This is a genomic window from Desulfovibrio ferrophilus (genome assembly GCF_003966735.1).
Taxonomy (GTDB): Bacteria; Desulfobacterota; Desulfovibrionia; order Desulfovibrionales; family Desulfovibrionaceae; genus Desulfovibrio_Q; species Desulfovibrio_Q ferrophilus.
On sequence record NZ_AP017378.1, the window covers coordinates 2,616,595 to 2,643,227 of the forward strand.

Genomic DNA, 26,633 nt, shown 5'->3' on the forward strand with positions numbered 1-26,633 from the left:
CATCTATTGTAATCATAAATCTCTCTTTATTATCACCCCTACTAAAGGAGTGCATATGCGCAGATTCGCCATAACTGCATTTGCATTGCTGTCAATCCTCATCATGCAAACACCTACTACGGCTCTTGCAGCTACAAAAACAAACCTTGTCCTCATTTTCGATGCCTCGGGCAGCATGTGGGGACAGATCAACGGCAAGGCCAAAATCACCATCGCCAAGGAGGCTCTCGACGGCATCGTCAAGGACCTCCCCGACGACATTGATATTGGCCTCGTCACATACGGACACAGACGAAAAGGCGACTGCGACGATGTAGAGACACTTGTCCCCCTCGGTCCCATCGACAAGCAGGCCTTCCTGACCAAAATCAAGGACATCAACCCCAAAGGCAAGACCCCCATCGTCCGTTCGATCCGCATGACCGCGGAAGCCATCAAGCACCTTGAGGACGAAACCACTCTCCTGCTCGTCTCCGACGGAGAAGAAACCTGTGATCCCGACCCCTGTGCCTTTGTTGCCGAACTCAAGAAACTGGGCATCAATTTTGTGATGCACGTGGTCGGCTTTGATGTTGGAGGAGAGACGGAAGCTCAGCTCAAGTGCATGGCCGAAGCTGGCGGCGGAGAATACTTCCCGGCTTCGGATGCGGACAAACTCAAGGGCGCACTGGACACCGTGGTCAAAAAGACCGTGGCCAAGAATCTTGTCGTGAATTGCTTCGATGACAAAAAGACGCCCGTCTCCGTCATGATTTCCGTGCTCGACCCATCCGGCAAGCTCGTTGCCTCCGATGGCGGAAGACGTGTCAGTTTCGGCCTCGCCCCGGGAACATACACCCTGAAAATCAACCCGGACACCCTGTCTGAAAACAAGGTCATCAAAAACGTCACTGTGACTGCGGACCAGGTCACCCGAAAGGACATTGTTTTTGGCAAATCACAAGTCATCGTAACAATGAAGGATGGTGATGGGAGCGACGTCCCGGGCTATATCCGCATTGTGGACCAGAAGACCGAACAATATGTTAAAGAAGGCGACCACAAGGGAGCATCCTCCGGCTTCATCGTATCACCAGGTGAATACGTGGTGGATATGGAGTGCTCCAACACTGGCAGGCGTATTAAGAGCGAGGCATTTACCCTCCGATCTGGTGAGAACAGAAACATCAACGGCATCTGTGCCAATGCGCGAATCGGTGTGCTTGTCGTCGACGAAAACGGCAAAGCAGTCACCGGCTATATCCGCATCGTCGACATTCCCACGGACTCCTATGCGGACGAGGCTGATTCCCGATCCTCAATGCGCTTCTTCGAAGTACCGCCGGGCAGGTACAAGGTCGACGTAGAATGTCCGAATGAATCACGCTTGCGCTCCCTTCCTTTTGGCATCGGTCAGGGCCAGGAAAACCAGGTGACCGTCAACTGTCGCACCAAGGTTATTAAGACGACCCTGCCCAAACCTGATGACGTAATCTCGACACCACCGCAAAGTAACAATTCAGCTGTACAGCCCCCAGTCCAGGCATCGCAATCCGCAACAGCAGCACCCCCCAAGCAGACTGTGCGCGAGACCAAGCCACCGTCGCAGTCAACAGCACTGCCCCCGACACAATCGCCTCAGGACATGCAGGCCATGGCCGACCAGATGCAAGCGCTGGCCCAGACACAGGCCGCAGCGGCCCAAGCCGACGCCATGGCCCAAATGCAAGCCACCATGGCTCAAATGCAGGGCAATCAACTCCCGCAATTACCACAGACTCCGACCCAGCAGGCAGCAGCCAGCGGAGCGGATGCCCGCCTCACGGACAAAGACATGAATGAAAACCCCAAGGACATCGCGCTGCCGCAGGCGGCTGACGGTCCGGCCGGATATTCAGCCCAACGGCCCACGGCAGAAGACCATGGCGCACAAGCCACTGGAACCGTTGGTGCACCCCCTTCCCACGTGGACTATTCCAACGTCGGTGCCCAGGATACGGGTGGAGGTCTCAGCGACCAGGACGAACATCCAGAACAGGGTCACAATCCATACGCAGGCATGTCCAAAGAGGAGATGCAGGCCGCCTTTGCTCGGGACATGGGCATGCAGGGACCGCAAGGAACAGGCAATCACAACCGAGACAACTGGCAATTGGGCAAGGCCTATCCATTGCAGTGCAAGCGACATGAGAACACGTTGGGCAATCGGCTCGACACCTGCACCCAGCAGGCTCAAAACCAGGGCCGTTCGGATATCCTAGGAAGGATACAAACCGCCCGCACCAACCTTGCTGCCCTCGCCAAGCAACGCGAGCAAAGGGTCCCAAAGGATGTGCTGCAGCAGACCCTGAACAGATGTGTCCAAGAAGTTCACGCCATCCAGATCAGCCTAGCGCAGGGACAATAACCGCCCCTTCACCCAAAAGCAGGGCGCCATCGACCTGGTTCGATGACGCCCTGCTCACTTGTCTTCATATCCCAGCCTCGATCGGCCCCATCCGTGCACCCTTTCCACCATTGATTTCTTCAGCAGCAAAAGATAGCGTCTCCAACTGTTTCACATACTGCCCCAGCATCATTATCGGAAACAGCCACGAGACTCAGGCGCCCCCATGCAGCTCGATTTGTTCACCATCCTGGGTATTGAATCCGCCATCTGCCTGCTTTTTGGCATCTGGCTACTGCTGTATTCTTTTCTGACCCAGCCATTCCCAGGAACCCGCTGGTCCGCCCTGGCCTATCTGCTCTGGGGAATCTGCACTCTGCTCTCTGCAGCACGCGGCAACCTGCCTGATAATCTGACGCTTTTCGTTGCCCACGCCCTGCTTGCCATCGGTATGGCCTGCTATCATGAAGGCCTCCTGCGCCTGCTCCGCGCGCCACGGCAACTGCCTGGTATCGGCCTGGTCCTGGCCTCCATCGAAATTTTTTCAGCCTACTATTTCGGAATCCATCAGGATGATCTCCAGACCCGGATCATTATCTCGTGCATTGTGCTGATCATTTTCAGCCTGCTGGGCATCTTCCGTATCCGCGAATTCGGCACCGCCAGCGGAGATATGGTGATCCATCTGCGCATCACCACACTCTTCCTGATGGTGGTGGCCGTTGCTTCCATCATCCGCATCACCATCAACGTCCTCTCCCCCATGCCAGCCGGTCGGCTCATTGCCGGAGCTCTCCAGGCTGCCCCCCACATCGCCTACCTGATCTTTTTCATGGGAAGCGCCTTGAATCTGACGTGGATGAGCCTGCGCCTTCACGACCAGTTCCCGCCTGATGCCTCTTCGCATTGCTGAGCAGATCTCCCAGCCCCCCAAGGCCTGCCATGAGACAACATCACCTTGGGCACCGTCTTCAGACCACAAGACCACCTTTGCTCCTGAGGGCAATTCTGCGCTGGAAAGACGACACCACATCCGTATCTTTCACCAGAACGAGCAACAGATCATTCCCCTCTGATCTTCATCCATAAAAAACGACCCGCCTCCTTGCGGAAGCGGGCCGTTGCAACAACTCAATCTATTCGAATATCTATTCCACCAAAGAACCGATACGGCTCCAACGGACATCCAGCAGGCTGGCCCATGACCAATAGATGCGCCAGGCCTTGCCCACGATGGCATCACGCCCGACGAATCCCCAGTACCTGGAATCCATGGAATTATTACGATTGTCTCCCATCATGAAGTAATGCCCTTCGGGCACCTTCACTGGGCCGAAGTGGGTCCGCACCATGGGGTTACGCGGCGGCAATCCGGCCAGATACGGCTCGTCCACGGCCTGACCATTACGCACCAGATGGTTATCCACCACCTCGATGGTATCGCCGGGCAGACCGATCACGCGCTTGATGTAGTCCTTGCTGGGGTCCTTGGGATATTCGAAGACGATGACGTCACCAAACTCGGGATCGGACACCGAGAACAGCGTGATGTCCGTAAACGGCAGCTTGATGCCGTACAGGAACTTGTTGACCAGCAGGTGATCACCGATCTGCAAGGTCTGGAGCATGGACCCCGAAGGAATCTTGAACGCCTGAACCACGAAAGAACGAATAAACAGAGCGAGCAGCAGAGCGAAAATCAGGGCTTCTACCCATTCGCGTAGAACTTCATGCCATTTGGGATTCATATAATTTTCCTTTCTCCTTCCTGCAGGAAGGGATGAATGCGCAAAACAACCCCCGGAAGGTAGGCTCCCGAGGGCCAGTTGTCTAGTCTTCGTCGGCCTTTAATGCCGACAGGAAGGCTTCCTGAGGAATCTCGACGTTGCCCATCTTCTTCATGCGCTTCTTGCCCTTCTTCTGCTTTTCCAGCAGCTTGCGCTTACGAGAGATGTCACCGCCGTAGCATTTGGCGGTCACGTTCTTGCGCAGGGCAGGATTGCGTTCCCGAGCGATGATGCGCTGGCCGATGGCGGCCTGAACGACCACCTCAAACAACTGGCGAGGGATAGCACGCTTGAGTTTCAAGGCAACCTTGCGGCCATAGATGGTGGCCCGCTCACGGTGCACGATGATGGACAGGGCATCCACGGGATCGCCGTTGATGAGCATATCCAGCTTCACCAGATCGGCCACACGGAATTCCTCGACCTCGTAGTCCAGGGAGGCATAGCCCTTGGTGACGGATTTGAGCCTGTCGAAAAAGTCGTAGACCACCTCATTGAAGGGGATATCGTAGGTGATCATCACGCGGGTAGCCGTCAGATAGCGCATGTCGCGCTGGATGCCGCGCTTTTCCTCACACAACTTGAGTACCGCGCCCACGTAATCATTGGGGACGTGAATCTCCAGCTTGGCAAAGGGCTCTGCCATGGACTCGATCAGTGAAGGATCGGGCATCTTGCTGGGGTTGTCGATGTAAATCGTCTCGCCCTTATTGTTCACGAGCTTGTAAGCCACGGACGGGGCAGTGGTGATCAACTGGGCATCGAACTCGCGCTCCAGGCGCTCCTGGATGATTTCCATATGCAGCAAGCCCAGAAAACCAGCGCGGAATCCAAAGCCCAGAGCCTGGGAGGTCTCGGCCTCGTACCAGAAGGCAGCGTCATTGAGCTGCAGCTTCTCCAGTGCGGCCTTCAAAGGCTCATACTCCGAGGGCTCCACGGGATACAATCCACAAAAGACCATGGGCTTGATCTTCTTGAATCCCGGGAAAGGTGTGTCCGTAGGATTTTTGGCGTCGGTGATGGTATCACCCACAGGCGCGTCGGAAAGTTCCTTCATGCTGGCACAAAGGAAGCCGACCTCGCCGGGGCCCATGGATTTCACTTCCTTGGCTTCCGGGGAGAACACCCCCAGGTTCGTGACCTCGAAATCGCGCTTGGTGGAGAAGATGCGAATCTTCTGCCCCTTTTTCACGGTGCCTTCGAGCATCCGGAACAGGACCGTGACTCCGCGGTAGGAATCGTACCAGGAATCGAAGATGAGCGCCTTGAGTGGCCCATCCGGGTCCCCTTCGGGCGGAGGCAGCTTTTCCACAATGCTTTCCAGCACTGCATCCACATTCTGGCCGGTCTTGGCCGAGACACAGATGGCGTCGGTGCAGTCCAGGCCGATGATATCCTCAATCTCCTGAGCCACAGCGACCGGATCGGAACTGGGCAGATCCGTCTTGTTCAGGACCGGGATGATCTCGAGGTCGTGATCCAGAGCCAGGTAGACGTTGGCCAGGGTCTGGGCCTCAACGCCCTGGGTGGAATCCACCACCAAAAGCGCCCCTTCGCACGCGGCCAGGGAACGGGAGACCTCATAGGAGAAGTCCACGTGCCCGGGGGTGTCGATAAGGTTCAGGATGTATTCCTGCCCGTCCTTGGCCTTGTACGGAATACGCACGGCCTGGGACTTGATGGTAATGCCACGCTCGCGCTCGAGGTCCATCTTGTCCAAATACTGTTCGCGACTGTCGCGCTCGGACACCAAACCGGTGATTTCGAGAACGCGGTCGGCCAGGGTGGACTTACCGTGGTCGATGTGTGCGATAATGCTGAAATTGCGTATATGTTGTATCTTACTCATTGTTCTTCGCCGGTATGGGCCGGTATAAGGGAGGACATCCCCGGAGATGTCCGGGGTGTGGGCCTTGTGTAAGGTATTTGAAGCAGGAAGTCTAATACCGGTTACCCCGGCCAGAGCCCTTGGAGCAACCGCACGCAAATCCTGAAATAATCCATAGTGGGCATTCCGGGAAAAAGTCCTGTCAATCTGGGATTCAACAAAAAAAGGGGGGAGGCCATCAGCCTCCCCCCTATACCATTACGCAATTGCCGGCATCTTAGACCTGCATTCTGCCGATGATTCCCTTGAGATCCTGAGCCAGCCGCGCCAGATCCATCACAGCCTGTGAGGATTGTTCCATTGCATCTGCTGTCTCAATGGCAATCTGATTGATTTCGTCGGTGGCCTGCGTCACCTGTTCACTGGCAGCGGACTGTTCCTCGGCCGCGCTGGCGATGGATTGAACCTGCGAGGAGGTTTCCTCGACCATTCCCAGAATGCTCTGCAAGGACGCTCCGGCTTCTTCGGATTTCGTTGTGATCCCCTCGATGACCTTGCCTGCCTCGCCCATACCGAGGACCGTTTCCTTGGCAGCCTGCTGGATGGATAATACCGCCCCACTCACTTCCTTGGTGGCGGTCATGGTCTTCTCAGCCAATTTGCGGACTTCGTCGGCCACAACAGCAAAACCTCGACCCGCATCTCCTGCGCGGGCGGCCTCGATGGCCGCATTAAGTGCCAGAAGATTGGTCTGATCCGCTATGTCCTCGATGACCTGCACGATGTCACTGATGCCATCCGACTGCGTACACAGATTATCCATGGTCTGATGCACACCATGGAAATCGCTGTACACGCCATGGATACCATCAACCACTTCCCCCACAACGGTCGAACCTGTAACCGCGCTCTCCCTGGTACGTTCAGCGACATTTGCCGCATCCGAGGCATTGTGCGCCACTTCGAGAACCGAGGCGTTCATCTCCTCCATAGCTGTGGCGGTTTCTCCAGCTTTGGCGCTCTGGGCACCGGCGCCCTTGCTGGACTGCTCCACCTGGCAGGACAACTCCTCGGAAGCCGAGGCAATTTGATCGGAAATGGCAGTGGCATCAGCAGCGGCGGCAGCAATGACCTGATGGGCCTGTTCTATGGCCTGCTGTTGCTTTCGTGCCTCGGTCAGATCCACACACAGCAACACGGAACCAATCAACTCGCCATCCAGATCATGGATGGGTGAAGCCACGATATTGGCAATGATCTCCACCCCGGCAAGGTTGGTGAAGACGTATTCCTGATCAAGAGTTTCTCCCCGGGCCATGGCTTGCTGCGACATGGTTTCGGCGTTGTTGTCAAATATGAAGCGCGAATGTGCCCAACCCAAGAAACCTTCAGGAGCCCCTGAGCGGCCCGTGAATTCCACCATCTGCGGGTTGACGAAGGTCACCTTGTCGTCACGATCAGTGGTCAGGCTGGGGATGGGGATGGATTTGAGTACTCCTTGGGCAAACCCGAGTTTGACCTTGAGTTCACTGACCATGATTGAAATGTCCTCATGCAGAGACTCGAGTTCGCCACTGAAACCATCCGCACTCACCTCGCTGAAATCACCACCCGCCACCTGTTGAGCGTATGACTGCAGGCGCGCAAGAGGGACAGTAATGGAACGAATGGTCAGAGTCACAGCAATCAACAACAGGATCGCCATACCAATTTCCACGGAGCTGGAAATCAGCCCAATACGCGAATTAATATCCTCAGCAATGGTACTTAAGCCGTGTTCCAACTCCTGCACCAGGGGCATCAACTCATGGGCACTGTCCGACACAGCGCTCTTGCTTACACGCAACAGTTGGTCCTGCTTGGCATAGGCTTCAAAAGCCTGGGCATATTCGTTGACCAGAACCAGCATGGCCCCAGCTTCCTTACTGCCCCCCTGCGCACCAAACAACTCGATGTCCCTGCGCAACCTCATCAAATCAGCCTTGAAAGTCGCCATATTCGCATCATCGTGAGTGATGATGAAGTTCTTCTCATGGCGCCTGAGCATAAGCAAATTCTGCAGCAGACCATCCTCATCCAGATTGGTCATCTCTATGTGGCCTTCCAGCTGCCTGGCGGCTCCACGCAGTCTGCCCCGCAGCCCATCCTCGCGGGTATAGCCCATGGCCTGAAGGACCTCTGCCGTGGCCAGAAAATTCTTCTCGTATTGCGCAGCCTTGGCGTTGATCTCAGCGACCAGGGCAGCGAAGTCCGGCTCCAGAGCTTCAGCCGTGCGCACATCCTCGCCCAACTCGGCGACAAATTGCCGCACTTTTTCTACATAGATATCAGCATGGCGATCATAGAAATCCTTCTCGGCCCGCCGTGCCTCAAGCAACGACACCTTGGCTCCAAGAGCCACTTCGTCGGCGTGTTCGGCATCCAGTTTATACCTACCGCCAACCAGTCCAACACCAAAAACCATTGCGAACGCACCCACTGCAATCGCAGCAATGAGTATCAATTTTCCCTTTACAGACACCATGTTCTCCCTTTTCTCCGGATAGGCGATTGAGCCACTCCCCTCCCCCCTCCAAAGGCTGGCAGGCTCAACTTTTACAACTGCAGAACCGCCTTCCTTCTGACATATCACAAGGAGTTTGTGAACAATAAATAATCCATCAGACAAATATAGACATGTATGCATCTGACATATCAGTCAGTTCATACAAAAACTCTTTATTCACCATTCACCGGGCCGTTCCTGCCACTGACCGGGCAGCCCCCTTGCACCTGATCTATTTTCAGGATATTCCCGATGTTATGCTCCAAAACCCCACGGGAAACGAAGCCACATGCGCCATCTGAACACTCTGCTGCTGCACCCCGACTCCGAGGTCCGCGCCACCTTGCGCGGTTACCTTGAGGACGTGGAATTTCTGCGCGTGCTGGGTGAGGCCGTAACCGGATTCGAAGCCCTGGAACTTCTGGAGCACGTGCCCTACGGGGTGTTCTTCGTGGGTATGGAACTGGCCGAAGGAGTCTCCGGTCTTGAGTTGGCGCAGATGCTGGCCGGGCGAAAGCACAAACCGGCTCTGGTTTTTATCGCAAATGACGAATCCCAGGCCTTTTCCGCTTTCGAGCTGGGAGCCACCGATTATCTGCTCTGGCCCACCACCCCGGAACGATTCAAGCAGACCTTGCAGCGGCTGCGCCAATTCCAGGCGCATTACAAAGAGATCCCGCCCCCGTCCTGGACCGAAGACGAAGATGAAACAGCCGACGAGCATACCCTGCAACTGCCTCTGGGCGAAGAGGAAGAAGACCGTTTCCTGAAAGCCCTGTCCCAGGCCTGGGAATTCTCCAATATCAGCCGCCCCGTGGAGATCGAAAAGCTGCCCATCAACATGGACGGCCGCACCATCCTGATTCCCTATACACAGATCATCTTCGTGGAAGCCTACGAGGATTACTCATATGTTCACACCGCTTCGCAGAAGTACCTGACCTCCTACAGATTGAAGACCCTGGAGGAAAGGCTCAGGCAGTATCGATTCTTCCGCGTGCACAGAAAATTCCTGGTGAACCTGGAAATGGTCACCGAAATCGCCTCGCTGCCGGGCAGCAACTTCATGCTGCGCACCCAAGGCAAGACCCGCATCGAGTTGCCCATCAGCCGCAGGCGAATCACTGAGTTGAAGAAAATACTCGGGCTGTGATGCCCGCACAGGCGACGGCATGACCGTTCAACGCCATGAACGGTCCTTTTGCCGAAATTCGAACCTCGAACCGCCTGATTCACGATACAAAGACGCCTCTGCCGGACAATTTGTCTCGACTTAGGGAGACGCATCCATGGACCAGACCGGAGCACTAGACGCATTACTGCACGAGGAACGGGTCTTCCGACCGCTTCCGCAGATGGTGATCGAGGCCAACTTGAACCCGCATGAGCTGGAACAGGCTCAGGAGCAGGCCAATCGGGATTTCCTTTCCTATTGGGAAGACGCAGCCCATGAATTGGACTGGTTCAAGAAGTGGGATCAGGTGCTGGACGACTCCAATGCCCCCCACTACCGCTGGTTCCCCGGCGCGCGCTGCAACATCGTCTACAACGCCCTTGATCGCCACATTGAGACCGCCAACAAGAACAAACTGGCACTCATCTGGGAAGGCGAACCGGGCGACCAGCGCAAGTACACCTATTACGAACTTTACCGCGAGGTGAACCGCTTCGCCAACGCCCTCAGGTCTCTTGGCGTCGCCAAGGGCGACCGGGTGGTGCTGTACATGCCGCTTCTGCCCGAAACCACCATTGCCATGCTGGCCGTAGCCAAGATCGGGGCCGTGCACAGCATGATCTACGGCGGATTCTCGGCCAAAGTCCTGCGCGAGCGCATCAATGACGCCAAAGCCAAGCTGGTGGTCACGGCCGATGGGTTCTACCGCAATGGCCGAGTCGTGAATCTGAAGCAGATCGTGGACGAAGCGCTGCTCGGGGCCTGCGCCGAATGCGTTGAAACCTGCGTGGTGGTGCATCGGGCCAATGTCGATGCCGAAATGCACGAGCCGCGCGACCTCTGGTACGAGGACCTGGTGCGGCGCGAGCGCCCCTCGTCCCCCACCGAGGTCATGGACGCTGATGATCCGCTATTTTTGCTCTACAGTTCCGGCACCACGGGCAAGCCCAAGGGCATCGTCCATTCCCACGCCGGATACATGGTGGGTATCAACCGCACTCTGAACTGGGTCTTTGACCTGAAACCCACGGATATTTTCTGGTGCACCGCCGATACCGGCTGGATCACCGGCCACAGCTACGTCATCTACGGCCCGTTGGTCGCGGGAACCACCACGGTGATGTACGAAGGCCACCCCCTGTATCCTCAGGCCGACAGGCTTTGGGATGTCGTCGCCCGCTACGGGGTGACCATCCTCTACACCTCGCCCACGCTGATCCGGATGCTGATGCGCTTTGGGACCCAGTATCCGCGCCAGAAGGACCTTTCCACCCTGCGCCTTCTGGGCTCGGTGGGAGAGCCCATCAATCCCGAGGCCTGGGTCTGGCTGCACAAGCATATCGGGGGGGCCAAGTGCCCCATCATGGATACCTGGTGGCAAACCGAAACCGGGATGTTCATGATCAGCCCCCTGCCCATTTCGCCGCTCAAGCCCGGCAGCGTGAACAAGGCCCTGCCCGGAGTCGAGGCCGATGTCGTGGACCGCGAAGGAAACCCTGTGCCTGCGGGCAAGGGCGGCTTCCTGGTCATCAAGAAGCCATGGCCCGCAATGATGAGCGGCATCGACAACGATCCCGAGCGTTACGAGAACACCTACTGGAAAAAGATTCCCGGCATGTACTTCGCAGGCGATGTGGCCCGCAAGGACGAGGACGGATACATCTGGATTCAGGGCCGCGCCGACGATGTACTGAACATCGCCGGACACCGCATCGGCACCGCCGAAGTGGAAAGCGCTCTGGTGGCACACCGTTTCGTGAACGAAGCCGCGGTCATCGGCATCCCTGACACCATCAAGGGAGAGGTGGCCAAGGCCTTCGTCATCCTGACCGATGGCTGGGAGGCCGAATACGACACCTCCGAAGACCTGGTCTCGGCACTGAAAAATCACGTCCGGCGTGAACTCGGACCAGTGGCTGTCCTCAAATCCCTTGAATTCCGCACCACACTCCCAAAGACCCGCAGTGGGAAAATCATGCGCCGCATCTTAAAGGCCGAAGAACTGGGTGAGGACGTGGGCGACACTTCAACCCTGGAAGACCTGGACTAGCTGCCATTCCAATCAATGTCCCAAAAGCCCGGCTCAGCCGGGCTTTTTTTCGTTGACCTTGCCTCCACTATCGCCTGCTCGTTGCAGTAGCCCCGCATGACTGATAGGATTGATTGATATGAGAGCTTCACCCAGCCCGGTTCATCCTGGCCGTTCTAGGCTTGTCACCCTCTGCTCTGTAGCCATGCTACTGGTGGGAGCCTTGTTGCTGGCCCAACTCTGGTCATGCAGCGAGTCCGGCCCCTTCCTCATCGGCTTTGCCGGACCACTGGAAGGCAAATATTCCGACCTGGGCGTTCAGGGGCGCAACGGTGCTCAACTGGCCATCGAACTGGAAAACACACGAGGCGGCATAAACGGCAGAAAGCTGAAGCTCATTGCCCAACATGATGGTTATTCCGCTGAAGAAGCCCAAGTTGCCATCCAGGCTCTCAAGGAATCCGGGGTCAAAGTCGTCATCGGCCATATGACCAGTGCCCAGAGCATGGCCAGCTATGACCTGGCCGAAAAGTTGAAACTCCCCAGAATTTCACCAACCACATCCACGCCCCTGCTCTCCCACCGAGAAGATCTTTTCTTCCGGGTCATTTCCAGCAGCAGGGACTGGGCCAATGGACTCGCCACCTATTGCCGAACCGTTGACAAAACCAGGACCGTGGTCACGCTTCAGGATCGGGACAACGAAGCTTACAGTCTCCCCTTCAACCAGATTTTCGAAAAGCGATTCATTGCCCTGGGCGGTACCGTGTTGGATCAAATCGACATCCGGTCCTCATCCATTAAAGATTGGAATGACATCGCCAAACGCATTGCCTCCTCCGGCGCAGAAGCGTTGACAGTCGCCCTATCGGCCCGGGACCTCGCCGCACTGGCCCGCCAGTTGCGGGTCCAGAACATCGACATCCCCATTTACAGTTCCATGTGGGCCTATACCCGCGAGCTCACCCTGGCCGGAGGAAAAGCCGTTGAAGGAATCATCTTTGCCGTCAGCTACACAGGGGACAACAAGCGCTCGGAATTCACTAATTTTCAGGTACACTACCAGGAGCGCTTCGGCTGGCCACCAAATTACGCCGCAGCCTTCGGCTTCGAAGCTGCCAGTGTCCTCATCGAGGCCCTGCGCTGGGGGGGAGGCGATCCCAGCTTGTTGTCCGAAAGCATCATGGCCATGGGCAACCACCCCGGAGTCAGCGGCCCCATCCGATTCGACGAATTCGGCGACGTTATCCGCCCTTCATTCATCGTGACCATCCGCGATCGCACATTCGTCACTCTGACCACCATCGAGAACGACTAGATGCCAGTTCCTCGCCCCCTGCACCGCATCCTGAGCACCAAACTCACAAGATTTCTGCTCATTCCGAGTATTGTCTTCGTCGTATTCATCGGAGGATTCTTCTCGTACCGGCAGTATGCCAACCTGAAGCAGCAAGACAAGCTGCTGGCTGACTCTCTTGCACGCTACGCTGAAGCCTATGTCGAGGACGCACTCTACGCCCTGAAGCATTTGGCCTACCGAGCCAACCAATCGGAGGAACAATCCCTGACCCTGGACCTCAGGCAAATGCACACCACTTTCCCACATTTCGAGCGACTGCTCTGGGTCAATGCGGAAAATATCGTGCTGGCGGCCTATCCCACAGGCCTCAAGGGTGTCGATTTCCCCCTGCTCTTCCCCCAGGCCCAAACGCATCCCGAGCTCCTGCTTTCCCGACCGATCTATTCCCCGGAGGCAAACAAGCTGACCATCTACGTCGGACATGTTGCTCCCGGAGGAGGCAGGGCCATTGCGGAACTTGACCTCTCCGCCCTGCAGGATCATCTCAAGCTCTTCTCTCCCGCAGGAGGAGAGCGAAACATCGTCATCACAGATGCCTACGGCAACGTCATCGTTCACCCTGACCAGCGCCTGGTCCGGCAGCAGGTCAATATCGGCGGTGAGGAATTGTTGCAATCACTTGGTAAGGACTCGCATGGGTACAGCCTGCACAAAGACGGCGATCTCTATTTCTTCAGTTCCTTGGTGCGCATGGAATCCCTGAGATGGGTGCTTGCCCTTTCCACATCGGCCAATGCAGTGTTTTTCCCCATCGCTCAAACGGTCATCGCGCTGGTCGTCTTTCTGGTGGCGTTCTTCCTGATGATGACGGCCCTATTTCGAGCCGAACTCAACAAGGACATCGTCACACCGCTTTCGTCCTTTGCAGCGCTCATCAAACACACGGCACGTGACAGGAGCATCCCTCCTGCCTCTGCCCCCGACCAGACCTTTGCGGAACTGGCGGCCATCGAGGACGAATTCGCTCTCATGTACCGTGAGATTGCGCACCGTGAGCATCTCTTGCGCCAGGGCCGCAAATATATCCGCAGTGTCATCGACTCCCTGCCCTCGGTCTTCGCAGCCCTGGATGCGGACGGGATCGTCACGCAATGGAGTTCCGGCGCCCACGATCTGGCGGGGATACCTGCAGGGGACGCCATTGGTCGCCCAATCCTGGAGCTATTGCCCCAACTTGAACCGGTGACCAAGATGATCAGCCAGGTCCTTCAGGAACAACGCCCGGCCTCACTGGACAGATTGAACTGGAACACGGAATCCGGCACCGCCATCTATCATCTGGAAGTCTATCCACTACAGGATGCCCCGGAGCGCGGAGCCGTATTGCGCATGGACAACGTCACCACCCGGATGCGCCTTGAAGAGATCATGATTCAGACCGAGAAGATGATGTCTGTCGGAGGCCTTGCCGCTGGCATGGCACACGAGATCAACAATCCGCTGGGTGGCATCCTGCAGGGAGCGCAAAACATCTTGCGCCGATTCGACCCCGAATTGCCCGCCAATATCAAGGCAGCACAGGAGACAAACCTCGAATTGAGCACCATGCAGGCTTATCTCGATGCCCGAAGAATCCCCAAGATGCTTGAGGGCATCATCACCTCCGGTAAACGGGCGGCGGACATTGTCAGTAATATGCTCAATTTCTCCCGCAATAGCGCGCCCTGTCACACGCACTGCGAACTGCATCAACTCATCGACACGGTCATTGGTCTGGCGTCCAGCGACTACGACCTCAAAAAACGCTACGATTTCAGAAATATTAAAATCATCCGCAATTTCGACAGCGACCTGCCGCTCTTGCCATGCACGACAACAGAGATCGAACAGGTCATTTTCAACCTGCTCAAGAATGCAGCACATGCCATAGACTCCATGCCAGAGCCTCCTTCAGAGCCCACGATCACGATCAGTACCCGGGTCAGACCCCCGTACGTTCAAGTATCCATTACCGACAACGGTCCCGGCATCCCGGAAAATATACGCTCCCGCATCTTCGAGCCATTCTTCACCACCAAGGAAGTGGGCAAGGGCACTGGCCTGGGCCTTTCCGTGTCCTATTTCATCATTACCAACAACCACAGTGGCACCTTTGCCGTGGACTCCACCCCCGGACAGGGCACAACGTTCACCATCAGCCTGCCTCTCAACGCCTCCCCGGAGCACACAGTCCCTCCCTGCGCTCAGTCCTGACCGGCAAGAGCGAAGAACTCCGCACATTGTGGCCAGCCAATAAAAAAGGGCGACTCCAACCGGAGCCGCCCTTCTACTTTTCATGATGTGGTGCTGCTAGTTTTCCAACTGCTGCAATCCATCCACCAGCCACATGCCACCCTGAACAGTATCGTCCTGCTTGAAATGCCAGACTTCGCGCACCTGCTCGGAGCCACCGGAGGTGTCTTCGCGCATCAGAGCGTCGAAATAGACTGTCGCCAGGGTCGCTCCGCCCTCCTGCTTGACCTCAAGCAGGCGAGCATTGACCATCAGAATCTCGGTCCGGGACGGTCCGGGGTCCTGGGCCGCCTGGCTCTTGATCTCATTCAGCACGGCCCCAGTGGTGAACTGGGAGATATCATCCATATCGCGGCTGTCCCACGAAGCCTGCAGGCGATTGAATGCCAGCTTGGCCCCTTCCAGAAACTCATCGGTGTCGAAACCGGCAGGCAGGTCCAACTCCGGAGCAGACTCTGCCGCCCCCTGGGTGGAACCCAGACCGCCCCAGGCCCCGTGGGCCTGACGCTGCATGCTGGAATCCTCATGGGGTTGAGGGCCACCACCGCCATAAGACATGCCACCGCTACGGCCACCCGCCACCTGCGGAGCCGGACGCCGACGTCGGAACAGCTTCATGGCCAAAAAGATCAGGCCACCAATGAGCAGAATATCCATCATTCCGCCACCGGCAAAGGGATGACCAAAGAACATGGAGCCCAGCAGGGTTCCGGCCAGCAAACCACCAAACATGCCGCCCATGCCGCCAAAGCGGGAGGGACGTTGCGTCCCCTGGGTCGCGGTGGAACCCGCTGTGCCCTGCTTGGTCGGTGAAACGGGTTTGGAGTAGCTCTTGCTGAAGGAGCGACTGCCGCCAAAGGAGCGCCCGCCGCCGAAGCGTTTGGCATCGGCAAAGCCGGCATCCATGGCGATCAGCGCCACCAGAAGCAGGGGCACTATCATAAATTTAATAGCTGTACGCATTTAGATTTCCTCGTAGGTTACGATGGGGTCGAACCACTCGGATAAGGCGCCCCAAGCACCCTGTCAAGGATGACCGCACCGACTTGCCAAGCCGCAACAGATCATGCAATTGTCCCCGCTCACCGTAAAAATCACACAAATCGATACCAAGGAGACAACACGATGCTGACCTGTAGCGCCAAGCACATTCTGGTGGAGACCGAAGAAGCCTGTCTGGACCTGAAGAAACAGATCGAGGAAGGCACCTCTTTTGATGATGCAGCCAAACAAAACTCCAAGTGCCCATCGGGCCAGCGCGGCGGCGATCTGGGCCAGTTCCAGCCCGGCATGATGGTTGCTGAATTCGACAAGGTCTGCTTCACCGAGGAAGTGGGCAAAGTCCACGGCCCCATCCAGACCCAGTTCGGTTACCATCTGATTCTGATCACCGAGCGTAACGGCAAGGCCGAATAGCGCACTCAGAATCTCATCATCGCCCGACTGAACGTCGAACAGATGACAAAGCCCCTGCCGGTTTCTTCCGGCAGGGGCTTTATTGTTGACCAAGAGCACAGGCTACTGAAAATGATCCATTTCCATATCAACAACTTCCCGCCCACGTTCCAGGGCTCGGGCCTCGGTATCTCCAGCGGCAGCAAAGTGCTTTTCACCACCGTCAGGGTCGGTCAGGGTCATGGCAAAGCGTGCGCAATATTCATCGGTGGGACGCAGAGTGATGGTCCAGCCCCGGTAGTCTTCACTGCGAACATCGGTCTTCATGGTGTTACTCCTTCGATTCCTATCCCTATAGAATAAGTCTTCAGCGGAAAGGAGCAAGGGCAACAAAAAAGGGGCACCCCTGCGGATGCCCCCTGTCGTTATCGTATCAGCTCACAAAGCCTATTTCTTCATGGCCTTGAGCATGCACAGCGCGGCACCACCCCAGGTGATGCCAAGTCCGATGATCATCATGACGATGGCTCCAGTAGACATACTCTACCTCCTCAAGCTGTTGTCGTTGTTCATGGCGAAACCGGCGCGGCCACTCTTGCTCTTCAGCACAAAGGCCAGGGCAAAACAGGCCAGCACGACAGCCCAACCATACCCAATAATGGGACCGAGGTCGTAGCCACCGTAGTTCTTGGCGATATCACCGTAGAAGTTGCTGATTACGAGCATGCCGAGCATGCCCACGGTCAGGAACCTGAGTGAAAAGTTCCACCACTGGCCCACCATGAATTCAGAGGTGCGGTTCACGTGGTCACGCAGCACGTCCAGACGGCACAACCAGGAAATCGCAAAAATTTCCATGAGAGCACATCCCAAGATGCCGAAGTTGTTGATGAAGTGATCAACAATATCCAGAACGTACAACCCGCCGCCCATGCAGAACACCAGAGAGACGAGAAAACCGACCAGACACAGGGTGTTGGTGGTCTTCTTACGGCTCCAGCCGAACTTATCCATGAAGGCTGAGATGCAGGCCTCGACAATGGAAATGTGCGAAGACACACCGGCCATGGTCAGGGACAGGAAGAACAGGGTGCCGAAAAACGCGGGCATGGGCATCAGATTGATGGCCATGGGGATGGTGATAAAGGCCAGGCCCACACCGCCGCCAGCCACGTCCTTGATGGGCACGCCCTGCTGGGCAGCCATGTAACCGAGCACCGAGAAGATCATCACACCGGCCATCATGGAAAAGCCGCAGTTGATGAACACGGTCATGAAGGCGTTGTTGTTGATATCGGACTTGGCCGGCAAATAGCTGGAATAGGCCAGCATGATAGCAAAACCGACGGACAGACTGAAGAAGATCTGACCGTAAGCAGCAACCCAGACCTTATAGTCGGTCAGCCGCGAGAAGTCGGGCTTAAACAGCCAGTTCACGCCGTCTGCGGCACCGTCCAGGGACAGCACGCGCACGGTGAGCACCACCACCATCAGGAACAGCACCGGCATCAGGACCTTGCCTGCGCGCTCGATACCCTTCTTGACGCCAGTCATACAAGCCAGCCAGGTGATACTCCAGGCCAGAAGAACAGCAGCAAAAATTTTGGGCTGCAGGCTACCCAATTCCAAAGGCCCACCAGTCAGGCCCAGGAACTCGCCAAAGAAAAAGCCCTTGGGATCTGCACCCCAGGACTGCGTGAAGGCAAATCCGGTATAGGAAATGGTCCAGCCAATGACGGCCACGTAATACACGGAAATGACCGCTGCCACGAGGACCTGGAACCAGCCCAGCCACTCCCAGCGCTTGTTGATACTAGCGAAGACCTTGGGAGCGGAACCGCGGAAGCGATGCCCCAACCCGAACTCCATCACCATGAACGGGATACCCGCGGTGAGCATGGCGAAGATGTACGGTACCAGGAAGGCCCCGCCGCCATTTTCATACGCCATATAAGGAAAGCGCCAAATATTTCCAAGGCCGATGGCTGAGCCTACGGCCGCGAGGATAAATCCTACTCGTGATCCCCATTGTTCGCGTTCTGCCATGGAACACTCCTCTCAGATTTTCTGCCCCGAATGAGTTGTCGCTGTGCTAATGACCGGTCGAGACTAAATGAAAAATAAAAAGTTTTTACCGCACCCCGCACCATTACGGACGGTTTGCATACCCCCCATATCTGAAATTGTCTACAATGATATATTGTATTGAAAAGATTATTCCGGGAAATTATTCTGAATGCGTATTATTCTTTTAAGTTTTTTCTCATTCCGAACTCTGCAAAGGAAGTTTCATGGACAGCTTTCCCATAACAGGCAAACCAGAAACAACAGGGCTCCCCACCTTTAGAGAAGGCGCCGCAGAAAATAATGGTTTTGTGCCGAAATCACAGATATTTTCAAAGATTTTTGATCTAAAAATAATCTATAAAAAGTCTAAACTCGCTGCTGCAAAAGCAATTTCTCATGTTGAGGCTGCCAGCCCTCGTTCCAGACTTATCAAGTCTGAATTCTGCTGAAACTGGCCACCTGAAAAGCAAATCACGTTGCCCTTGCCCCTTAAATAGACTATTTATTCAAAGAACTACCAATCCGGACCAACACAAGACGATTATGCGCATTCTTATTATTGATGACGAAAGATTTCTCTGCCAGACCATAGCCGACTTCTTCGAAGACATGGGCTATGAGTGCGAGACTGCGTTCGATGGACGGCAAGGGGTCCAGGCTTTCGAAGCCACGCAACCCGACGTTGTCCTGTGCGACCTGAACATGCCCCAGTTGGACGGCTTCGGCGTGCTGGACGCCATCACACACAAATCTCCCGAGACCCCGGTCATCGTCGTTTCCGGAGTCGGTGTCATCGCCGATGCCGTTCGAGCCGTTCGCCACGGGGCATGGGACTTCGTCACCAAACCCATCCGCGACATGAACGTGCTCGAACACAGGGTCAGCAAAGCCCTGGAACGAGCCGATCTGTTACGCCAGAACCGGCGCTACCGGGAACATCTGGAAGAAGAGGTCAAAAAGCGGACTGCCGACCTGCGCAAGGAGGCCAATGAGCGCCTCGAGGCTCAGCACAAGGTGCAGGTCCTGAACGAGGAAATCATTCACACCCAGAAGGAACTGATCATGCTTCTGGGCGACGTGGTGGAGCACCGTTCCAAGGAAACCGCCAACCATGTTCGACGCGTGGCCGAAATCTCCTATCTGCTGGCCATCAAGAGTGGCATGGATAAAACCGAAGCCGAGACGCTGCGCCTGGCCTCCCCCATGCACGACGTGGGCAAAATCGCCATCCCGGATTCCATTCTCAACAAGCCTGCCAGGCTGACCACTGAAGAATTCGAAATCATCAAGTCACACACCCTGATCGGCTTCGAGATCCTGAACCACTCTAAACGCCGCATCATGAAGGCCGCAGCCATCACCGCCCTGCAACATCATGAACGCTGGGACGGCAAAGGATACCCCCACGGCCTCGCTGGTGAGGACATCCACGTCTACGGTCGCATCACCTGCATCGCCGATGTCTTTGACGCCCTGACCCAAAAACGCATCTACAAGGATGCCTGGCCGCTGGACAAAGTGCTGGATATGTATCGCAAGCAAAGCGGTTTGCAATTTGATCCCCATTTGACGGACATCCTGCTGAATAGCACCGATGAGATTTCAGCCATCACCACCCGCTACCCGGACTCAAGCCAATCCTGAGCCACGAATCCTAGGACTTCATCAATCCTCAACGAACCACAAGTACCGGACACGAGGCAGCCTGGAGGACCTTGTGCGTCACACTGCCCAAAAGCAGCCCCTTGACGCCTCCTAGCCCCCGGCTCCCCATCACGATCAGGTCGAATCCCTCGATGTCGGCGACCTCCACGATGATCTGAGCCGTATTGCCACCAATGACCTTGGAGGCATGCGCCACCCCCTTGCCATCCAAAGGAGCACGCCCAATTTCAATCACCAGTTCGGCGTCGGCCATCAGCCGATCCAACACCAACTGGAAATTGGGTTCACCCAGAGTGGTGGGCACCGGTTTGTGGCAATGCAGCAACAGAATGGATGCCCCGCTCAGTGCAGCAAGTTCCGCTGCATGCTCCACCGCAGTCAAGGAAGGTTCGGAACCGTCTACGGGGACGAGTATTTTCTTGATCCTCATAACGCCCTCCTCTTTTCTTTATGATAAGACCTGATGTACTCTCTGCCAAATCCGCAAGGAGAAATAGTATGCCCACCCTGAGAAGAAACACCCCTTCGCCAGGCAGGAAATTTCCCCCGATCATGGTTCTGCTTCTGGTCACCGTTCTGACACTGGGCGGTTGTGCCCGCACTTACAGCCTGACCATCCTGCATACCAACGATATTCACGCCCACCTGTCCCAGTTCGACAAATACGGCCAGCTCTGCCCCGAAACCACGGACAAGCCCTGTTCCGGCGGTATGGCTCGCATCGCCGATGCGGCCCGTGCCGAGCGTGCACAGGAACAAAACGTTCTCCTGCTGGACGCGGGCGACCAATTCCAGGGGACCCTGTATTTCACTCGGTTCAAGGGGCAAGCTGCCGCAACACTGATGAATGCCGTGGGCTACGATGCCATGGCTCTGGGAAACCATGAATTCGACGCGGGCCCCCAGGTGCTTGCTGATTTTTCCACGTCTCTGAACTTCCCTCTCCTCGCCTGCAACGTTGATGCGTCAACAGACACACCATTGAGCGATCGGATCAAACCGCACCTGCTGCTGGAACGCGGCGGCCGCCGTATCGGAATCATCGGGGTCATCACCCCGGAGACCGCATTTCTCTCCTCCCCCGGAGCAACGCTTCAGTTCAACGATCCCGCACCCTGTCTGCGCCAATCCATACATGACCTCAGTGCCCAAGGAGCCGAAATCATCATTGCCCTGAGCCACAACGGTTACGCCGCAGACCTTGAACTGGCGCGCACGACCCCAGGGCTGGATATCGTGGTCGGCGGGCATTCCCACACCCGGCTGGGTTCGGAGCCAAACTCCGCTGGTCCCTATCCCACTGTAGTCAACGGTCCCTCCGAGCAACCGGTACTGGTGGTTCAGGACGGGCAATGGGGTCGGAATCTCGGGCGTCTCACCGTGGATTTTGATGATTCCGGCGTCCCCGTATCCTGGTCCGGGCAACCTTTGAACCTCGACAATTCCCAGCCCCGCGCTGAAGACATCGTCGCACTGGTCCGGGGCTATCAAACCGAATTGGCTTCTTTCCGTTCCTCCACGGTGGGCAGGCTACAGAGCCGCATCGATACCCCCAAAAAGCAATGCCGATTTGGCGAATGCATCCTGGGCAACCTCGTGGCTGACGCAACCCTGGATGTATCCCTCCAAGCCGGAGCACGAGCCGCTCTCATCAATAGCGGAGGCCTCCGGGCCGGACTTCCCGCTGGCGAAGTGACATTGGGCAACGTGCTCACGGCTCTGCCTTTCGCCAATGAGATTCTGGTCGCCGAACTCCCCGGACAGATTCTACTCGAAGTTCTTGAGCACGGCGTCAGCCGTGCCGACGGGACCCACGATTCAGGCACGGGGCGTTTTCTGCAAACCGCCGGGTTACGCTATTCCTGGTCGCCCTCACGCCCGGAAGGACAGCGCATCCTTGAGGCGGAAATCTTTGACGGGCATTTCTGGCTGCCCCTCAACCCCAACGACAGCTATCGCATCGCTCTACCCGACTACCTGCTTGGCGGGGGAGACGGCTACACCATGCTCAAGCCCTTCGGGCCGTCGGCCTATACCACCTCCCTCTCCACGGCAGACGCCCTGAGGGAGTATTTTGAATTGCACAGCCCCCTGACCACTCCGGGAACAGGCAACCGCATCAGGCAAATGCCCTGAGGACTTCCCATAGGCAGCAGTGAATGCTAACACAAGTTAGCACCTGTGTATCCAAGGTGGCGGATTCCTTTGCCCTGCTTGCCTTGCTTCCATTCCGGACATAGGGTTGGCAGTCTTGAAAACCTATTCTGACCGGAAGTCGGCCCATGAAAGTAGCAAAACCCAAAACCATCCAGACCAAATTCCTGCTGGGGCTGGCAGCCATCGCCCTCGGAGGCGGGCTGATCTTTTCCTTTGGGTTGTATTTTCATTTGCGCGGCCTGCTGGAGTCAGAGGTGGCGCACAAGGCAGAGTTGATCCTCTCTCAGGTGGAAGCCGTTCGCCGCTATGTGCGCGAGACGCTCCGCCCCGTCATGTACGGACTGCTACCCGAAGATGAATTCATCATCGAGGCCATGAGCACCTCATACATCTCGCGCAAGGTCATGGAAAACGTGGACAGCGGCGAAGACCCATTCACCTATCGTCGGGTGTCCATTGATGCGCGCAACCCCCAATTCGAAGCCACCGAGCGCGAAGCCACACTGGTCCGCTACTTCCAGGACCATCCCAAGGCCCTTGAAATCTCCCGCTTTGAGACCATCGAGGGACTGCAATATTACCTCATTGCCCGCCCCGTGCGCTTCGGCAAGTCGTGCATGAACTGCCACGGCGAACCCGCCGACGCACCTGCCGTGCTCATCGAGCGCTATGGGGACAGAAACGGCTTCGGGCGCATCGAAGGTTCGGTGGGCGGCGTCACCTCCGTGATCATGCCCGTGGGCAGCGCCCTATCGCGCATCCGAGGGGCCACTCTGGGTTATGTGCTGATGGCCATCTTCGGCACGTTTATCTGCTTTGCCGTGGTCAACATCCTGTTCAACCGTGTGGTCATCCAGAGCCTGCGTGGCGTATTGGATGCCTTCCCCCGCTATTTCGGCAAGCAGGCCCATCAGACCCTGTTCAGTCGGCTGGACGCCATGGGAGAGGAAGGCGACGAAATCGATGAGATCCAGCGTTCTGTGGAAGAACTGGCCAGCAACCTGTCCACGGCTCGCAGCGAACTGGAAAAATACGCCAAGAACCTGGAAGGCATGGTCGAAGAGCGGACCAAGGAGCTTTCCCTGGAAGCCATGGAACGGCGCAGTGACGTTCTGTTGTTCGTGGGCCTGCTGGATGGGCTGAACCAATCCCAGACGCGACGCGAACTCATCGAAACAGCCCTGCCCAAGATCGGGGAACGCTACCGCGCCCGGGAAGCAGCATTTGTCTGTACCCTGGCCTCCCAGAATTCCTATTCATGGCCCGTGAAGAACATCCGGCCTCAGCTGCCCGAGGACTGGCCGTCCATCCTGGCCGAATCCCGCCCTGTATTCACCTACGACACGGCGCTGATTCCCGTGCAGCCCAACGACACGGCCTTGGAAGGCTACCTTATCCTGCGCTGGGACGAAGACACCGGCGAAGAACCCGGACAGATGCGCGATGTGCTCATCGCCCTGGGAAGACAGCTGGGCATTGCCATGGAAAACATCAACGCTCTGGACAACCTGTTGCGTCAAAACGATGTCCTGGCCTCCATTTTCGAGGGCATCGCCGACCCGCTGCTGCTCATGGACGGCGCCTGCAACATCATCATTGCCAACCAGGCCGCACGCGCCCTGGCTCAATACGAGAACATCCCGGCCAAGGACGTGGACATCCTGCTGGCCCGGATGCTCGGGATCGATCCGGCAAAGGGCAAGGCCTGCCCCCTGCGTCAGGTTCTGGAAGACGGCACGCCCAAGTCTTACGAAACCGAGCTGCTCGCAGGGCGAAGCTTCGCCCTGAACATCTACCCCGTTCCCGGCTCCAAAGACCGTGGAGGCCGGGCGGTTATCTACGTCCGTGAAAACTCCTCGGAAAAACGCATGCTCGCGCGCCTGCAACAGAATGAAAAGCTGATTACCGTGGGCAAGCTTGCAGCGGGACTGGCGCATGAAATCAACAACCCGCTGGGAATCATCCTCTGCTACGCCGAACTGCTGCGTTCCGCGGCCTCGACCGATCAGAGCAAGGCCGATGTAGAAATCATCATCAATCACACCAAGCAGGCCCAGCGCGTCCTGCAGGACCTGTTGAACTTTGCCCGCCCGCGCAAGGCAACCAAAGGCCCTTGCGATCCACTGACCGTAATCACCACCCTGTGCGAGGTCTTTTCGGTCCAGGCCGAAAAGCGCGGTGCTTCCATTAAGCTGGACCTGCCCCAGAGCCTGCCCAGGGTCAACATCGGCCCCGAGTCCCTGGAGCAGATCATCAGCAATCTGCTGCTCAACGCCATCGACGCCTGCGGTGATGATCAGGCCTCTTGCAGCATCAACGTCAGTGCCTCTGAAATCCAGGAGACGGATGAAGTCGTCATCACCATTCGTGACAACGGCCCGGGTATCGCCCCGCACGACCTGCCGCGCATTTTCGACCCGTTCTTCACCACCAAGGAGGTCGGCAAAGGCTCCGGCCTCGGTCTGGCCGTGGTCTATGGATTGATGCAGCAGGTAGGCGGACGCATTGATGTAGACAATGCCGATGGAGCCGTTTTCACCCTGACACTCCCTGCCAAAAACCAAGGAGACAATCACCTTGAGTGAGCGCGACGCCATCCTCATTGTGGATGACCAGGCCGATTTCGCACGTGGTCTGGCCCGACTCATTGAACGGGAGTTTCCCGACATTGAATGCCTGATCGCCGGGGGCGGAGAAGAGGCCCTGCAGATTCTGGACGCAACGCCCGTGCCGCTGATGCTCACGGATCTACGCATGCCGGGGCTCTCCGGCCAGGAGCTCTTGGACCAGGCCTTTGCTCTGTTGCCCCAGCTCTCGGTGATCATGATCACCGGCTACGGTTCCATCGAGACCGCCGTGGATGCCTTGAAGGGCGGCGCCTACGATTTCCTGACCAAGCCCGTGGACCGGGAAAGCCTGATCCGGGCCGTATCCAAGGCCATGGAGCGGGCCAGATTGCTGGACGAAAACCGCCGCCTGAAAAAACTGGTGGAGCAGAATACGAATTCGAAAACTCTGTTGCAGGGCGAAAGCACCGCCATGAAGCGGCTACGCGAATCCGTAGCCGCCGTAGCCGCCAGCGACTATACCGTGCTGGTCACTGGCGAATCCGGTACCGGCAAGGAACTAGTGGCCCGCACCATCCACACCCAGTCCAAGCGCAGCGACGGACCATTGCTCACGGTCAACTGCCCGGCCATCCCGGATCAGTTGCTGGAAAGCGAACTCTTCGGCCACGTCAAAGGCGCGTTCACCGGTGCAGACCGTGACCGCAAAGGCCTGTTTGCCAGTGCCAACGGTGGCACCCTGCTGCTGGATGAGATCGGTGACATTTCCATGGATATCCAGACCAAGCTGCTGCGCGTCCTGCAGGAGCAGGAAGTCCGGCCTGTGGGCACCAGCAACAGCATACAGGTCAACGTTCGGATTATTGCCTCCACCAATCAAGACCTGGAAGCAAAGATGCGAGCAGGCACCTTCCGCGAAGACCTGTTCTACCGCCTGAACGTATTGGCCATTCGAGTGCCACAACTGGCAAAGCGGACAGAGGACATTGCCCATCTGGCGCACCACTTCCTGTCCGAGACCTGCCGCGAAATGCGCATTCCGCCCAAGGAGATTGCTCCCGAGGTGCTCGCTCATCTGGCTTCGCGCCCCTGGCCGGGCAACGTCCGGGAGTTGCAAAACTTCATGCGTCGGCTGGCGGTCTTTGCCCAGGACGAGACCGTTAGCCTCTCACTGGCCCGACTGGCCGACAGCCGTGCTGACACAAACGCGGATCAGGACCTGCCCCCCTACAAGCTAGCCAAGGCCACGGTGGTGGACGACTTCACCCGGACCTACATCCGCCAGTTGCTGACGGCCACGCAAGGCAATATCTCCCATGCGGCACGCGCCTCGGGCCTGGAACGGGTATCGCTGCAAAAGATATTGAAACGTCTGGATATCGACGCGGATCAATTCAGGAAGAGCTAACAGCCATCAACTCAACCCCTTTGAGGAGCATCACCATTCCTCTCAAAAGGGAGA

20 protein-coding genes are annotated in these 26,633 nt (G+C 56.9%); 12 read left to right on the top strand and 8 right to left on the bottom strand.

Annotated features, from left to right (window positions below):
- Positions 1 to 55: 55 nt before the first annotated feature.
- Together EL361_RS12175 and EL361_RS12180 are read left to right on the top strand one after the other, a co-directional pair.
- On the top strand, positions 56 to 2,386 hold the full coding sequence (locus tag EL361_RS12175; RefSeq protein ID WP_126379912.1) for a VWA domain-containing protein: 2,331 nt from the start codon (positions 56 to 58) through the stop codon (positions 2,384 to 2,386).
- A 205-nt stretch (positions 2,387 to 2,591) separates the two neighbouring features.
- Positions 2,592 to 3,278, top strand: coding sequence for a hypothetical protein (locus EL361_RS12180; protein WP_126379914.1), 687 nt, complete (start codon positions 2,592 to 2,594; stop codon positions 3,276 to 3,278).
- 235 nt (positions 3,279 to 3,513) lie between these two features.
- On the opposite strand, the gene lepB is transcribed toward EL361_RS12180, so the two are convergent.
- The 3 genes from lepB to EL361_RS12195 form a co-directional block, all read right to left on the bottom strand.
- Complete coding sequence (gene lepB, locus EL361_RS12185) at positions 3,514 to 4,113, bottom strand: signal peptidase I (protein WP_126379916.1); 600 nt, start codon at positions 4,111 to 4,113, stop codon at positions 3,514 to 3,516.
- Between the two features lie 82 nt (positions 4,114 to 4,195).
- Complete coding sequence (lepA, locus tag EL361_RS12190; protein ID WP_126379918.1) at positions 4,196 to 6,001, bottom strand: translation elongation factor 4; 1,806 nt, start codon at positions 5,999 to 6,001, stop codon at positions 4,196 to 4,198.
- A gap of 256 nt (positions 6,002 to 6,257) precedes the next feature.
- Positions 6,258 to 8,504 carry a methyl-accepting chemotaxis protein gene (locus EL361_RS12195; RefSeq protein WP_172961734.1) on the bottom strand — a complete coding sequence of 749 codons (2,247 nt, stop codon included), beginning with the start codon at positions 8,502 to 8,504 and terminating at the stop codon, positions 6,258 to 6,260.
- 310 nt (positions 8,505 to 8,814) lie between these two features.
- On the opposite strand from EL361_RS12195, the gene EL361_RS12200 reads away from it, so the two are divergent.
- The 4 genes from EL361_RS12200 (at position 8,815) to EL361_RS12215 (ending at position 15,281) form a co-directional block, all read left to right on the top strand.
- Positions 8,815 to 9,678: a LytR/AlgR family response regulator transcription factor gene (locus EL361_RS12200; RefSeq protein WP_126379922.1), complete on the top strand. Its 864-nt coding sequence runs from the start codon at positions 8,815 to 8,817 to the stop codon at positions 9,676 to 9,678.
- Between the two features lie 136 nt (positions 9,679 to 9,814).
- Complete coding sequence (gene acs / locus EL361_RS12205; protein ID WP_126379924.1) at positions 9,815 to 11,749, top strand: acetate--CoA ligase; 1,935 nt, start codon at positions 9,815 to 9,817, stop codon at positions 11,747 to 11,749.
- 118 nt (positions 11,750 to 11,867) lie between these two features.
- The gene (locus tag EL361_RS12210) at positions 11,868 to 13,046 is read left to right on the top strand and encodes an ABC transporter substrate-binding protein (RefSeq protein ID WP_126379926.1); all 1,179 of its coding nucleotides are present in this window, start codon (positions 11,868 to 11,870) and stop codon (positions 13,044 to 13,046) included.
- Positions 13,047 to 15,281 (top strand): sensor histidine kinase, encoded by a 2,235-nt coding sequence (locus EL361_RS12215; RefSeq protein WP_126379928.1) that lies wholly within the window; start codon positions 13,047 to 13,049, stop codon positions 15,279 to 15,281. It abuts the gene before it with no gap.
- A gap of 96 nt (positions 15,282 to 15,377) precedes the next feature.
- On the opposite strand, the gene EL361_RS12220 is transcribed toward EL361_RS12215, so the two are convergent.
- Positions 15,378 to 16,283, bottom strand: coding sequence for a Tim44 domain-containing protein (locus tag EL361_RS12220; RefSeq protein WP_126379930.1), 906 nt, complete (start codon positions 16,281 to 16,283; stop codon positions 15,378 to 15,380).
- A 162-nt stretch (positions 16,284 to 16,445) separates the two neighbouring features.
- Here EL361_RS12220 and EL361_RS12225 point away from each other — a divergent pair, with 162 nt between their 5' ends.
- Entirely contained in the window at positions 16,446 to 16,736 is a 291-nt protein-coding gene (locus EL361_RS12225; RefSeq protein WP_126379932.1) for a peptidylprolyl isomerase, read from the top strand.
- Between the two features lie 102 nt (positions 16,737 to 16,838).
- Here the strand turns inward: EL361_RS12225 and EL361_RS12230 are convergent, their stop codons facing one another.
- The 3 genes from EL361_RS12230 to EL361_RS12240 all read right to left on the bottom strand — a co-directional run bounded on the left by EL361_RS12230 (position 16,839) and on the right by EL361_RS12240 (position 18,761).
- Positions 16,839 to 17,042 carry a hypothetical protein gene (locus EL361_RS12230; protein ID WP_126379934.1) on the bottom strand — a complete coding sequence of 68 codons (204 nt, stop codon included), beginning with the start codon at positions 17,040 to 17,042 and terminating at the stop codon, positions 16,839 to 16,841.
- Between the two features lie 120 nt (positions 17,043 to 17,162).
- Positions 17,163 to 17,255 (bottom strand): MetS family NSS transporter small subunit, encoded by a 93-nt coding sequence (locus tag EL361_RS12235; RefSeq protein WP_126379936.1) that lies wholly within the window; start codon positions 17,253 to 17,255, stop codon positions 17,163 to 17,165.
- Between the two features lie 3 nt (positions 17,256 to 17,258).
- On the bottom strand, positions 17,259 to 18,761 hold the full coding sequence (locus tag EL361_RS12240; RefSeq protein WP_126379938.1) for a sodium-dependent transporter: 1,503 nt from the start codon (positions 18,759 to 18,761) through the stop codon (positions 17,259 to 17,261).
- Positions 18,762 to 19,006: 245 nt separating this feature from the next.
- Between EL361_RS12240 and EL361_RS12245 the strand changes: the two genes are divergently transcribed.
- Positions 19,007 to 19,231, top strand: a complete 225-nt coding sequence (locus EL361_RS12245; protein WP_126379939.1) for a hypothetical protein — start codon at positions 19,007 to 19,009, stop codon at positions 19,229 to 19,231.
- Between the two features lie 94 nt (positions 19,232 to 19,325).
- Entirely contained in the window at positions 19,326 to 20,426 is a 1,101-nt protein-coding gene (locus EL361_RS12250; RefSeq protein ID WP_126379941.1) for an HD domain-containing phosphohydrolase, read from the top strand.
- Positions 20,427 to 20,454: 28 nt separating this feature from the next.
- Here EL361_RS12250 and EL361_RS12255 read toward each other — a convergent pair whose 3' ends face one another.
- Positions 20,455 to 20,877, bottom strand: a complete 423-nt coding sequence (locus tag EL361_RS12255) for a universal stress protein (RefSeq protein ID WP_126379943.1) — start codon at positions 20,875 to 20,877, stop codon at positions 20,455 to 20,457.
- A 68-nt stretch (positions 20,878 to 20,945) separates the two neighbouring features.
- Between EL361_RS12255 and EL361_RS12260 the strand changes: the two genes are divergently transcribed.
- The 3 genes from EL361_RS12260 (at position 20,946) to EL361_RS12270 (ending at position 26,579) form a co-directional block, all read left to right on the top strand.
- The gene (locus tag EL361_RS12260; RefSeq protein ID WP_172961735.1) at positions 20,946 to 22,583 is read left to right on the top strand and encodes a bifunctional metallophosphatase/5'-nucleotidase; all 1,638 of its coding nucleotides are present in this window, start codon (positions 20,946 to 20,948) and stop codon (positions 22,581 to 22,583) included.
- Positions 22,584 to 22,729: 146 nt separating this feature from the next.
- On the top strand, positions 22,730 to 25,189 hold the full coding sequence (locus EL361_RS12265) for a c-type heme family protein (RefSeq protein WP_126379947.1): 2,460 nt from the start codon (positions 22,730 to 22,732) through the stop codon (positions 25,187 to 25,189).
- Complete coding sequence (locus EL361_RS12270) at positions 25,182 to 26,579, top strand: sigma-54-dependent transcriptional regulator (protein ID WP_126379949.1); 1,398 nt, start codon at positions 25,182 to 25,184, stop codon at positions 26,577 to 26,579. The genes EL361_RS12265 and EL361_RS12270 overlap by 8 nt, the downstream gene beginning before the upstream one ends.
- Positions 26,580 to 26,633: the final 54 nt, after the last annotated feature.

Bases quoted from the DNA above. Each gene is read 5' to 3' on its own strand.
- lepB (WP_126379916.1), bottom strand. From the start codon at position 4,113: ATGAATCCCAAATGGCATGAAGTTCTACGCGAATGGGTAGAAGCCCTG.
- EL361_RS12255 (WP_126379943.1), bottom strand. From the start codon at position 20,877: ATGAGGATCAAGAAAATACTCGTCCCCGTAGACGGTTCCGAACCTTCC.
- EL361_RS12235 (WP_126379936.1), bottom strand. From the start codon at position 17,255: ATGTCTACTGGAGCCATCGTCATGATGATCATCGGACTTGGCATCACC.
- lepA (WP_126379918.1), bottom strand. From the start codon at position 6,001: ATGAGTAAGATACAACATATACGCAATTTCAGCATTATCGCACACATC.
- EL361_RS12245 (WP_126379939.1), top strand. From the start codon at position 19,007: ATGGACAGCTTTCCCATAACAGGCAAACCAGAAACAACAGGGCTCCCC.
- EL361_RS12220 (WP_126379930.1), bottom strand. From the start codon at position 16,283: ATGCGTACAGCTATTAAATTTATGATAGTGCCCCTGCTTCTGGTGGCG.
- EL361_RS12260 (WP_172961735.1), top strand. From the start codon at position 20,946: ATGCCCACCCTGAGAAGAAACACCCCTTCGCCAGGCAGGAAATTTCCC.
- EL361_RS12200 (WP_126379922.1), top strand. From the start codon at position 8,815: ATGCGCCATCTGAACACTCTGCTGCTGCACCCCGACTCCGAGGTCCGC.
- EL361_RS12230 (WP_126379934.1), bottom strand. From the start codon at position 17,042: ATGAAGACCGATGTTCGCAGTGAAGACTACCGGGGCTGGACCATCACT.
- EL361_RS12180 (WP_126379914.1), top strand. From the start codon at position 2,592: ATGCAGCTCGATTTGTTCACCATCCTGGGTATTGAATCCGCCATCTGC.
- EL361_RS12175 (WP_126379912.1), top strand. From the start codon at position 56: ATGCGCAGATTCGCCATAACTGCATTTGCATTGCTGTCAATCCTCATC.
- EL361_RS12225 (WP_126379932.1), top strand. From the start codon at position 16,446: ATGCTGACCTGTAGCGCCAAGCACATTCTGGTGGAGACCGAAGAAGCC.
- EL361_RS12250 (WP_126379941.1), top strand. From the start codon at position 19,326: ATGCGCATTCTTATTATTGATGACGAAAGATTTCTCTGCCAGACCATA.
- EL361_RS12195 (WP_172961734.1), bottom strand. From the start codon at position 8,504: ATGGTGTCTGTAAAGGGAAAATTGATACTCATTGCTGCGATTGCAGTG.
- EL361_RS12210 (WP_126379926.1), top strand. From the start codon at position 11,868: ATGAGAGCTTCACCCAGCCCGGTTCATCCTGGCCGTTCTAGGCTTGTC.
- EL361_RS12215 (WP_126379928.1), top strand. From the start codon at position 13,047: ATGCCAGTTCCTCGCCCCCTGCACCGCATCCTGAGCACCAAACTCACA.
- EL361_RS12265 (WP_126379947.1), top strand. From the start codon at position 22,730: ATGAAAGTAGCAAAACCCAAAACCATCCAGACCAAATTCCTGCTGGGG.
- acs (WP_126379924.1), top strand. From the start codon at position 9,815: ATGGACCAGACCGGAGCACTAGACGCATTACTGCACGAGGAACGGGTC.
- EL361_RS12240 (WP_126379938.1), bottom strand. From the start codon at position 18,761: ATGGCAGAACGCGAACAATGGGGATCACGAGTAGGATTTATCCTCGCG.